Here is a 10,963-nt window from a genome sequence, read left to right on the forward strand (position 1 = left end):
GCAAAACGCTCGTCCAGCTTTCTGCCACAGGCAATTCGGTGACGCAACTCCCCTTCCGTAACCCGGCAAAAGGTTAGTTGCGCAGCAGCAAATCCTTCGCTTGGTTGATCTTGGCTGCCAAATAGGTGGACCCCCCATGATCTGGGTGCACTTTCATCATCAGCCGTCGGTGGGCGTCCTTTACCTGTTCGGGTGTGGCGCCGGGCGACAACCCCAAAATCTCATAGGCCTCGTCGCGGGTCATGGAACCGCCGCCACGACCACCGCCGCCGCCCGCCGAACCGGCATCGTTCGCGCGTCCGGCGGATTGCTCTTCAGCGGCTTGCCAGTCGGGATGGGCGCGGTCCAACCACGCCTCCAGCACGGAGGTCGATTGCGCATCGTCGCGCCGGCACTCGTCCAGCAGCGCCAGCAATTGCCCCAGGGTCAGCGACTCCAGCGTCCGCCCGCGCCACGGCCCGTGCAGCACCTCCCCCGCCATCGCCCCGGTGTCGTGCTGCAGCGTCATCCGCAGATAGAGCGTCTCGATCTGCGAGGTCTGTCCGCTGCCCGAGGAGGCTCCATAGGACGACGGGCGGAAGGCGTCGCGCAGCGTCCGCCAGCGCGTCAGCAGCGGAAAGGCCAATGCCCCCAGCATCATGGCGGTGCCGAGCCGTCCGGTCAGGGTCAGGACGACAACCGTCACGGCCGCGAGCGCGATGCCGCCATAACGCACCGCCGTGGCCAGCGTGCGCGGGTCCGCGGACACGAAGACACGGGCCAGCATGGCAAAGCCGGCCACCAGAGCGATGCCCAGGAGAAAAAACCCAAACATCCCGCTCTGCCCCATCTCTAGCCAAATCCTGCTTTATGATGCATGGCTTTGCCCCCCGCGTCCCCCCTGACCGCTCCCGAGCTGGCTGGTGAGCAGCCGCACCGCGTCGCCACGCCCGCGGCTGTAATGCTCCAGCGCCGCCCGGCCGCCCGCCGCATAGACGGCGACCGCGCTCAGCAGGTCCCGCAATTGCTGGGCGGACGAGCCGTCGAACGGGCAATAGGCGCCACCGCTCAGCCGCGCGATCGTCTGGAAGGCGCGTTTGGCAATCAGGTCCCCACGCTCGTGAAAGATGAAGACCGGGACGCCTAGCAGCCCCAACTGGCCCGCCTGATGGGCGAGCTGATCGACGTCCTCCTCCATGCAATCGCCGACGAAGACCAGCGCGTTGACCTTGCGGTCCCGCGTCTGCTTGATGCAGTGCCCCAGCACCCGCGCGATCTGGGTCTGGCCGGCCATACAGGACACCGCGGTCATCCGCCGCAGCAGGTCCTGCGCGTTGCCCACCCAGGGGCTGGCCTGGCACTCGCGGAACCCCCGGTAGTAGACGAGCTGGATGTCCAGTCCGCCCAGCGCGGAGGTCGCCTGAAACATCTCGCCCTGGATCTGGCAGGCGCGGTCCCAGGTCGGCTCGCGGCTGGCCGTGGCGTCCATGGCGAACATCAGACGCCCGCGCGGCCCCCCCGTCGCCCGAGGAAGGGCCGCCACACGGCTCAGGAAATCGTCCACCTCGGTCTGGGTGGACCGCTGCTGCGCCGGCAGATTGTCGCGTTCAGCCATCGCCCGTATCCCCTCGCCACGGTGATCTGTCATTCCGTAAAGATGGGCGGCGCGGCGGCATGGGTCCAGACTTGTCCAAGACTTGTCCACGGCGCCGCCCGTTGGGCAACAGAGCGTCCGCCGATGTGGTTCCGCGACGCGGGAGCCGCCGGCGGGCTTGCCCCTCTCCCCGCACCGTGCTTGGGTGGCGCCCATGAGCGACGCCGGTACCACCTTCACCCCCACCACGCTGCGCGCCCGAATCCTGCACGAGGACGAGGACGTCTTCATCATCGACAAGCCCGCCGGGCTGGCCGTGCACAAGGCCGGGCGGATCACCGACCATCTCGACCTCTACCTGCCTTTCCTGGCGGAGGGGGACGGCACGCCGCCGCGGCTGGCCCACCGGCTGGACCGCGACACGGCGGGCTGCCTTGTGCTCGGCCGGTCACTCTGGGCGCTGAAGCGGCTGGGCGACATGTTCGCCGCCGGCCATGTCGAGAAGACCTACTGGGCAATCAGCGAGGGCATCCCGGAGACGGCGGAGGGGGTCATCGACTTCCCGCTGCTGAAGCTGCTGATCCCCGGCGCCTGGAACATCGTGACGCACCCCACCGGCCAGCCCGCCGTCACCGAATACAAGGTGCTGGGAACCGGCAACGGGCGGGCATGGCTGGAGCTGCGGCCGCGGACCGGGCGCACCCACCAGCTCCGCGTCCACAGCGCGGCCATCGGCTGTCCGCTGGTGGGAGAGCCCTATTACGGTCCGGTGCGCGTGCCGCCGGGAAACCTGCATTTGCTGGCGCGGTCGGTCACCTTCACCATGGCTTTTGACCGCGAACCGGTCACCGCCGTGGCACTGCCTCCGCCGCACATGCGGGACGCGCTGATCGCCTGCGGCTGGACCGAACGAAGCGGGACGTAACAGTCAGCGCCCGACCTCGGTGACGCCGTCGGCCAGCCAGACCATCCGGCCAAGCTCCGCGTCGCCGCCACGCAGCGCCTTGCCCTTGGCGACCACCGTCCGTCCGGTGTTGTCCTGGATCGGCCCGCGGAAGACGGCGGCGTTGCCGTTGGCGAGCTGCATGCGCGCCGCGTCGGCGTGGGCCCGCGCCTCCACCCCCACCGCCGGACCATAGGCGGTGTTGCGGACGAAGCCCTGGTCGAAGCCGCCCTGGCGCAAATGCTTCCACGGCTTTCCCGCCGCAATCAGCGCGACGGTCTCGGCATAGGCCTTCTCCCAGGCCCATTCGGCTCCGGTCAGGAAGCCCTGCGGCGCGAAGGCCGACAGGTCGGTGTGCAGGCCGCAGCACAGGATGCCGTGGGCCTCCGCCACCTCGCAGACCGGGCGGGCCCCGTCGAGCTGGGCGGCCAGCACGTCGGCCCCGCCGTCGGCCAGGGCGCGGGCGGCCTCCGCGACTTGCCGCGGCGTCGCCGCCTCGCCGACGAAGACGACGCGCAGCGCGGTGGCGGAATCGGCGCGCCGGGCGCCCAGCGCGAAGGCGTTCACGCAACGCAGCACGTCCGGTGCGGGGTGGGAGGCGACGAGGCCGATCGTTTTGCCCCGGCTGGCGTAGCCGGCGACAAGGCCGGAGATGTGCTGAGCTTCCTCCAGATAGCCTTCAAAAAAACCGGTGTTGATCGGCAGCCGGTCGCGGTCCAGCGGCGCGCCGGAAAACAGGAACACCGTGTCGCGGTGGGCGTCGGCCTGGGCCAGCAGCCCCGGCAGGGCGTCGCCCGCGGCGGTGACGATGACGATCCGGCAGCCCTCGGGGCCGACCAGCTCCTCCGCCGTGGCGGCCAGCGTGCCGGCGGCGTGCTCCCGCTCCTCCAGCCGCAGGCCGGGCAGGCCGGTCAGGGCGCGGGCGGCCTCCGCATGGGCCTGGTTGAAGCCGAAATCCCCGCGGTCGCCGCAGTAGAGGACGCCGACTCCCAAGTCGGGCGATCCAAGGGCGGACGGTGACGAGGGTGCCGATTGCCCCAACGCCTGGGGCGCCGTCAGAAGCATGGCCGCGGCCCCGAACACCCGGAGGACATCCCGGCGGTTATGGGTCAATGTCTTCATGCCCGCCTCCCGATGACGGGGGACTATAACCTCCGGATGGCGGTCGAACCAAGCAATTCGCCTCAATTCCCGCGCCAGAGCCCGTCCGGAGCCTCAAAACGGCGCATTGCGCAGCGGAATTGGCGCCCCGTCCGGCCAATGCAGCAGATGGCTGGCGCAGCGGCGGCAATCGCTGCTGCCGAAGCCGGGAACCGGCACCGGCAGGCCGGACAGCGCCGCGACCAGGGCGCATTCGTTGCCACCGGGAACGATCCAGGCGCCGAGCATCCGGCCCGCCGCGGTCAGCCGGTCGATGTGCCAGCGCTCCGGCTTGCCATGGCGGAAATGGCGCCCGACCCGTGCCCGCAGCCCGCCCGGCCCCCGCGCGCTGCCGCAATAAAGATAACGGCCCGGTGTCAGTACACGCTCCGGCTTGCCGGGCAGGCGAAGCGGGAGTTCGCATTCCAGCGCGATCAGCAGCACATAGGCGCCGGGCTCGGGCGGCAGGGTGTCGGGACGGTCGTGGAATTGCGGATCGGGCGGCATGGCCACGCCAGTCTACCGCCGTCGAGGCGCCGGAGCACCGGTTGTTAATCGGACCTTTCGCCCCAGCGGCGCGCTCTGCTATCACGCCCGCATCATGTCCCTGCTCGACCCGCTGTTCCGCCAGCATCTCGACCGCCTCGACCGGCGCCACACGCGCCGCACCCTGCTGCCCGTGCGCCTGGAGGGGGCGGGGCGCATCCGGCGCGGCGGGCGGACGCTGCTGAACTTCTCCAGCAACGACTATCTCGGCTTGGCGTCCCACCCCCTGCTGGTGGAGCGCGCCGGCGACTGGGCGCGGCGCTGGGGTGCCGGGGCGACGGCGTCGCGCCTCGTCTGCGGCACGCTGGAGCTTCACGCGGAGGTTGAGGCGAAGCTCGCCCGGCTGAAGGGCACGGAGGCCGCGCTTCTGTTCAATTCCGGCTGGCAGGCCAACGCCGCCGTCCTGCCCGCCCTGTTCGACCGCGAACTTCTGGGCGCGGAGGCCCTGGCCTTCACCGACCGGCTGAACCACGCCAGCCTGCACCATGGCTGCGCCGCCGCCGGGGTGCGGCAGATCCGCTTCCGCCACAACGACCTCGACCATCTGGAAACCCTGCTGGCCCAGCGCGCGGGCGAGCCGGGCACGCGCTTCATCGTCACGGAAAGCGTCTTCAGCATGGACGGCGACCGCGCCGACGTGCCGGCGCTGGCCGCGCTGGCGGAGCGGCACGGCGCCTTCCTGTACCTCGACGAGGCGCACGCGACCGGCGTGCTCGGCCCGCGCGGGATGGGGCTGGCGGCGCTGGGCGGCGGGCGCGTGGACCTTGCCATGGGCACCTTCAGCAAGGCGCTGGGCGGCTTCGGCGCCTATGTGGCGGGGTCGAGAGCGCTCTGCGACTATCTGGTGAACCGCTGCGGCGGGCTGATCTACGCCACCGCCCTGCCGCCCGCCGTGCTGGGGGCGATGGACGCGGCGCTCGACCTCGTGCCGACGCTGGACGCGGAGCGTGCCCGGCTCCAGGCCATGGCCGAACGGCTGCGCGCCGCCTTCCACGGGCTGGGCATCGCCACGGCGGGGTCGAGTACGCAGATCGTCCCGGCCATCACCGGCGCGGAGGAGAACGCGCTGGCGCTCAGCCGGCGGCTGGAGGAGCGCGGCATCCTGGGCATCGCCATCCGCCCGCCGACCGTGCCGCCGGGCACCAGCCGCCTGCGCTTCGCCCTGTCCGCCGCCCACACGGACGCCGACCTGGAGACGTTGATGAGCGCGGTGGCCGACGCCTGGAGCCCGCGATGAACGCGCCGCTGTTCGTCCTCGTCCATGGCTGGGGCTTCGGCCCCACCATCTGGGACGGTGTGCGGGCCGCCCTTCCGGAGGGCAAGAGCGTGGCGATTGATCTGGGCTTCTACGGCCCGCCATCGATTCCCGCACTTCCCCGCGGGCGCCGCGTCATCGCGGTCGGCCATTCCTTCGGGGGGCTGTGGCTGCTGCACGAGCGGCCCTTCGCCTGGGACGGGCTGGTGCTGGTCAACGGCTTCCCCCGCTTCACCGAGGGCGACGGCTTCACCCCCGCCACGCCGCGCCGGCTGCTGGACCGCATGATCGCCCGCTACCACACCGCGCCGGAGGCGGTGACCGCCGACTTTCTGCGCCGCTGCGGCTGCGAGGTCCCACCGCCTGAGGGCCTGGATGCGGCCCGGCTGGGCGAGGCGCTGCGGGCGCTGCGCGACTGGGACGCCCGCGCTGCGCTCACCGGCCCGGTGCTGGCTCTGGCGGGCGGGCAGGACCCCATCGTCCCCCCGGCCATGACCGAACAGGCGTTTCGCGACCACTCTGTCCCTCGCCCCTCCGGGGAGAGGGGGGCGCCGAAGGCGCCGGGTGAGGGGGTTCTCGGGGAACCGGACGATCAGGCATTGCGCAATTCTCGGGAACCGGACGATCAGGCATTGCGCAACCCCCTCACCCTAACCCTCTCCCCAGAGGGGAGAGGGGATGGTGGATGCGGTCAGATTTCGGTCGAGTGGCACCCCGAAGGCGGGCATCTGCTGCCGCTGACCGCGCCGGGCTGGTGCGCGGAGCGGATCGCTGCCTTCGCCGCCGGACTGATGGCATGACCGCCGACCCGCGCAAGGCCGCCATCGCCGCCGCCTTCGGCAAGGCCGCCCCCCGCTACGAGGAACACGCCGCCGTGCAGCGCATCGCGGCGGAGCGTCTGGCGGAGCGCGTCGCCCGCCTGCCCTTGCCGCCCCGCCCCCGCGTGCTGGAGATCGGCTGCGGCACCGGCTTCCTCAGCTGCGCCCTGCGCGAGCGGATCGGCCCGGCCGACTGGCTGCTCACCGACCTGTCGCCGGACATGCTGGCGCGCTGCCGCGCCGCGCTGGGCGACCCGACCGATTCCGCGTTCCGGATCGTGGACGGGGAACAGCCGGACCTCGACGGTCCCTTCGACCTCATCGTCTCCAGCCTCGCCCTTCAATGGTTCCGCGACCCCGCTGCCGCCCTGGCGCGCTGGGCGGGGCTGCTGGCGCCGGACGGACGAATCGCCGTCGCCACGCTCGCCACCGACAGCTTCCGGGAGTGGCGGGAGGCCCACCACGCGCTGGGGCTTGAGGCCGGGATTCCCACCTACCCCACCCGCCACACCCTCGATCGGCTGTGGCCCGCCGGGGGCAGCGGATCGGTGGAGGAGGAGCGGCTGCTCCGCCGTCACGCCGACGGGCTGGAGTTCCTGGCCGAACTGAAGGGCATCGGCGCCCATCTGCCGGCGGAGGGCCGCCGCCCCCTGCCTCCGGGCGCCCTGCGCCGCGTGCTGCGCCGGCTGGAACGGCCGGAAGGACTGACCATGACCCATCACATCGCCTACGGCCTGTTCCGCAAGGACGGCGCCCAGCCCCGCGGGGTGTTCGTCACCGGCACCGACACCGGCGTCGGCAAGACGCTGGTCTCCGCCGTGCTCGCGCGGGCCTGGGACGCCGCCTATTGGAAGCCCTTGCAAACCGGCCTGAAGGACGAAGCCGGCGACACCCCCACGGTCACCGCCCTCGCCGCCCTGCCCGTGGAGCGCGTCCACCCCCCGGCCTACGCCCTGGCCGAGCCGCTGTCCCCCCACGCCGCGGCGGAGCTGGAGGGAGTCGCCATCGACCCCGACGCGCTGTCCTTGCTCGACACCGACCGTCCGCTGGTGGTGGAGGGGGCCGGCGGGCTGATGGTGCCGGTGACGGAGGACGTCTTCATCATCGACCTGATCGCCCGCTTCGGCCTGCCAGTGGTGCTGGTGGCGCGCAGCACGCTCGGCACCATCAACCACACGCTGCTCAGCCTGGAGGCGCTGCGGGCGCGCGGGCTGGCGGTGGCCGGGGTGGTGCTGAACGGCCCGCCCAACCCCGGCAACCGCGCCGCCATCGAGCGGTTCGGCAAGGTCCGCGTGCTGGCCGAAATCCCCACCCTGCCCCGCCTCGACGCCGAAACCGTCGCCGAAGCGGCGGCCCTCATTCCGTCCTTCGACAGCGTGTTTCCATGACCGACACCATCGTCCTCGACCACCGCCACGTCTGGCACCCCTTCACCCAGGCGCAGACCGCGCCGGAGCCGCTGGCCGTCACTCACGGCAAGGGAGTCAGCCTGTTCACCGAGGACGGGCGGGAAATCCTCGACCTCATCTCCTCCTGGTGGGTGAACCTGCACGGCCACGCCCACCCGGCCATCGCCGGGGCCATCGCGGAGCAGGCGCACCGGCTGGAGCAGGTGATCTTCGCCGACTTCACCCACAGCCCCGCCGCCCGCCTCGCCGCCCGGCTGGCGGAAGTGCTGCCGGGCGGCCTCGACCGCGTCTTCTACTCCGACAACGGCTCGACCGCGGTGGAGGTGGCGCTGAAGCTCGCCTGGCAGTACTGGCGCAACAAGGGCGAGGGCCAGCGCCGCCGCTTCCTCGCCTTCGAGGGCAGCTACCACGGCGACACCTTCGGCGCCATGGCGGCGGGAGTCGGCTCCGGCTTCTACGCGCCGTTCCAGGAGCTGCTGTTCGCCGTCGACCGCATGCCCTACCCGGCCACCTGGGACGGCGACCCGAAGGTCGAGGCCAAGGAGGAGGCGGCGCTGGACTGGCTCGACCGCTGGCTGGCCGCCAACGGGGCGGAGCTGGTCGCCGTCATCATCGAACCGCTGGTCCAGGGCGCGTCCGGCATGCGCTTCTGCCGTCCGGAGTTCCTGCGGGCCATGGCGGCGCGGGTGCGGGCGGCGGGCGGCCTGGTGATCTTCGACGAGGTGATGACCGGCTTTGGCCGCACCGGCGCCCTGTTCGCCAGCCAGAAGGCCGGGGTCGCACCGGACCTGATCTGCCTGTCCAAGGGGCTGACCGGCGGCTTCCTGCCGCTGTCGGTCACCGCCTGCGGCGCTTCGATCTACGAGGCGTTCCTCGGTGCCGGCTTCGACCGGGCTTTCGCCCACGGCCACAGCTTCACCGCCAACCCGCTGGGCTGCGCCGCCGCCCTGGCCTCGCTGGAGCTGACCACCTCGGCGGAGACCGCCGCCAACCTCGCGCGCATCGAGGAGCGGCACCGCGCCGCCATCGCCGACCTGTCCGGCCACCCCAAGCTGTCGCGCGGGCGCGTGCTGGGCACCATCGCCGCCATCGAGGTGACCGACGCGCAAGGCTACACCGCCGAGGTCGGGCAGACGCTGAAGCGCTTCTTCCTGGAGCGGGGATTGCTGCTGCGCCCGCTCGGCCCCGTGATATACCTGCTGCCGCCCTACTGCGTGACGGATGGGCAGCTGGACCGCGCCTACGCCGCGATCCGCGACGCCGCCGATACCCTTCTCTGATTCGCTTTTCCCCCGAGGACCGATCATGCCCGACACCGCCATGCAGACCGCGGACTCCGCCTCCACCACCATCGCCCGGCGCTGGACCCGCGAGGACATCCTGGCCCTGTTCGAGCTGCCCTTCATGGAGCTGCTGCACCGCGCCCACGAGACGCACCGCCAGCACCACGACCCGAACAAGGTCCAGCTCTCCACCCTGCTGAACATCAAGACCGGCGGCTGCCAGGAGGACTGCAAGTACTGCGCGCAGAGCGTGAAGTACGACACCGGCGTCGGGGCGGAGAAGCTGCTCGACCGCGCCCAGGTGCGCGCCGCCGCGGAGAAGGCCAAGCAGGCGGGCGCCGGCCGCTTCTGCATGGGCGCCGCGTGGCGCGAGCTGAAGGACCGCGACGTCGAGAAGCTGGCGAACATCGTCCGCGACGTGAAGGACCTGGGGCTGGAGGCCTGCATGACGCTGGGCATGCTGACCCGCCCGCAGGCCGACGCGCTGAAGGACGCCGGCCTCGACTACTACAACCACAACCTCGACACGTCGGAGGAGTTCTACGAGCAGATCGTCTCCACCCACAGCTACCGCGACCGGCTGGACACGCTGGCCAACGTCCGCGACGCCGGGCTGAAGGTCTGCTCCGGCGGCATCGTCGGGCTGGGAGAAAGCCGGGTGGACCGCGCCGGCCTGCTGGAGACCCTGGCGAACCTGTCGCCGCAGCCGGAGAGCGTGCCGATCAACAAGCTGGTCTCGGTCGCCGGCACTCCGCTGGGCGGCGTCGACGCTCTGGACGCCTTCGAGTTCATCCGCACCATCGCGGTCGCCCGCATCCTGATGCCGCGCTCCTACGTCCGTCTGTCGGCGGGCCGCCGCTCGCTCAGCGACGAGGGTCAGGCGCTCTGTTTCTACGCCGGCGCGAACTCCATCTTCTATGGGGACAAGCTGCTGACCACCGGCAACCCGGAGCATGAGGCCGACCGGCGGCTGTTCGACCGGCTGGGGCTGGAGGCCGACGGCGGCGCCCACTGACGCGCCGGCGTCCCCGGTCCCTGCGCCAAGAAAAGCCAGGGGAGGACGCCGAGCATGGACAACATCGCCGCCAAAGCACCCAAGACCAACTATACCTCGGCCGAGGTCGCGGCCCTGTCGCATCTCTACAGGGCCGAGATCTACCGCAGCACCGTCTGGCGCACCCGGCTGGACGCCACCACCAACTGGGCGGTGGTGACCACCGGGATCGCCCTGTCGCTGACCTTCAGCAGCGCCACCGCCTCCCCCCTGCCGCTGGTGCTGGTGGGGCTTCTGGTCGCCGTGTTCCTCTACATCGAGGCGCGGCGCTACCGCTTCTTCGATTTCTGGCGAATCCGCGCCCATGTGCTGGAGCTGTACTTTCTCGGCCCCATCCTGCGCGGCCAGGGCGACCAGTTCGCCCGGGGCTGGAACGAGACGCTGTTCCAGGACTACCAGCACCCCAACCTGCACATCACCTACCTGGAGGCTGTGGGCCGTCGGCTGCGGCGGAACTACGGCTGGATCTTCCTGATCCAGGTGGTGGCCTATCTGGGCAAGCTGATGATCCACCCGGTCCCGCTGTCGAGCCTGGGCGAGCTGTTCGCGCGGGCGACCATCGGGCCGGTGCCGGGGGAGATCGTCCTGCTCTGCGGCCTCGCCTTTCACGGCACCTGGATGGCCATCGCCTTCCGGACCTTCCGCAGCCGCCGCGGCGCCGACCGCGAACGTCCGCCCCCGCCGGCCACCGACGCCGTGCTCGATCTGGCGCGGGGGCCGTGAGAGCCATGGCAAATTTCCCTTTTCGCGCAAGGTATAAGGGGTAGTTTTCCGTCCGGCCTGCCCCTTTTGCGCGCCGTGGCATAAATGGGATCAGCACCGTCGCGCTCACGCTATGCAACGGATCGTCTTGTGTTCTCCTTCCGCGGGGGGCTAGAAGGGGCTCCATCGGATGCGGTTGCGCGGTCATACCAGAAGGACACCCGTTCGCCGGGCTGATCT

General features: G+C 71.1%; 11 protein-coding genes. 7 read left to right on the top strand and 4 right to left on the bottom strand.

Annotated features, from left to right (window positions below; all coding sequences use genetic code 11):
* Positions 1-73: 73 nt before the first annotated feature.
* Positions 74-829, bottom strand: a complete 756-nt coding sequence (locus ABAZ39_RS30790) for a DnaJ domain-containing protein (RefSeq protein ID WP_081863460.1) — start codon at positions 827-829, stop codon at positions 74-76.
* Between the two features lie 18 nt (positions 830-847).
* Positions 848-1,594 (bottom strand): hypothetical protein, encoded by a 747-nt coding sequence (locus tag ABAZ39_RS30795; RefSeq protein WP_040138142.1) that lies wholly within the window; start codon positions 1,592-1,594, stop codon positions 848-850.
* Positions 1,595-1,787: 193 nt separating this feature from the next.
* On the opposite strand from ABAZ39_RS30795, the gene ABAZ39_RS30800 reads away from it, so the two are divergent.
* Positions 1,788-2,498, top strand: coding sequence for an RluA family pseudouridine synthase (locus tag ABAZ39_RS30800; protein WP_040138143.1), 711 nt, complete (start codon positions 1,788-1,790; stop codon positions 2,496-2,498).
* Between the two features lie 3 nt (positions 2,499-2,501).
* Here the strand turns inward: ABAZ39_RS30800 and ABAZ39_RS30805 are convergent, their stop codons facing one another.
* Both ABAZ39_RS30805 and ABAZ39_RS30810 read right to left on the bottom strand, forming a co-directional pair.
* On the bottom strand, positions 2,502-3,638 hold the full coding sequence (locus tag ABAZ39_RS30805) for a BMP family ABC transporter substrate-binding protein (RefSeq protein WP_081863461.1): 1,137 nt from the start codon (positions 3,636-3,638) through the stop codon (positions 2,502-2,504).
* Positions 3,639-3,731: 93 nt separating this feature from the next.
* Positions 3,732-4,163 (bottom strand): GIY-YIG nuclease family protein, encoded by a 432-nt coding sequence (locus ABAZ39_RS30810; RefSeq protein WP_051658770.1) that lies wholly within the window; start codon positions 4,161-4,163, stop codon positions 3,732-3,734.
* Between the two features lie 94 nt (positions 4,164-4,257).
* Between ABAZ39_RS30810 and bioF the strand changes: the two genes are divergently transcribed.
* The 6 genes from bioF to ABAZ39_RS30840 are packed head-to-tail and all read left to right on the top strand — an operon-like array spanning position 4,258 to position 10,744.
* On the top strand, positions 4,258-5,439 hold the full coding sequence (gene bioF, locus ABAZ39_RS30815; protein ID WP_040138146.1) for an 8-amino-7-oxononanoate synthase: 1,182 nt from the start codon (positions 4,258-4,260) through the stop codon (positions 5,437-5,439).
* Positions 5,436-6,257: an alpha/beta fold hydrolase gene (locus tag ABAZ39_RS30820; protein ID WP_051658771.1), complete on the top strand. Its 822-nt coding sequence runs from the start codon at positions 5,436-5,438 to the stop codon at positions 6,255-6,257. Before bioF ends, ABAZ39_RS30820 begins: the two co-directional genes overlap by 4 nt.
* Entirely contained in the window at positions 6,254-7,663 is a 1,410-nt protein-coding gene (bioD, locus tag ABAZ39_RS30825) for a dethiobiotin synthase (RefSeq protein WP_040138148.1), read from the top strand. The genes ABAZ39_RS30820 and bioD overlap by 4 nt, the downstream gene beginning before the upstream one ends.
* The gene (gene bioA, locus ABAZ39_RS30830) at positions 7,660-8,964 is read left to right on the top strand and encodes an adenosylmethionine--8-amino-7-oxononanoate transaminase (RefSeq protein WP_040138151.1); all 1,305 of its coding nucleotides are present in this window, start codon (positions 7,660-7,662) and stop codon (positions 8,962-8,964) included. Before bioD ends, bioA begins: the two co-directional genes overlap by 4 nt.
* Before the next feature lie 25 nt (positions 8,965-8,989).
* The gene (gene bioB, locus ABAZ39_RS30835) at positions 8,990-9,982 is read left to right on the top strand and encodes a biotin synthase BioB (RefSeq protein WP_051658772.1); all 993 of its coding nucleotides are present in this window, start codon (positions 8,990-8,992) and stop codon (positions 9,980-9,982) included.
* Between the two features lie 54 nt (positions 9,983-10,036).
* On the top strand, positions 10,037-10,744 hold the full coding sequence (locus ABAZ39_RS30840; protein WP_040138152.1) for a DUF2270 domain-containing protein: 708 nt from the start codon (positions 10,037-10,039) through the stop codon (positions 10,742-10,744).
* The last annotated feature ends 219 nt before the right edge of the window (positions 10,745-10,963 follow it).

Origin of the sequence: Azospirillum argentinense, assembly GCF_000632475.1 — a bacterium.
In the GTDB taxonomy this organism is placed as follows: Bacteria; Pseudomonadota; Alphaproteobacteria; order Azospirillales; family Azospirillaceae; genus Azospirillum; species Azospirillum baldaniorum.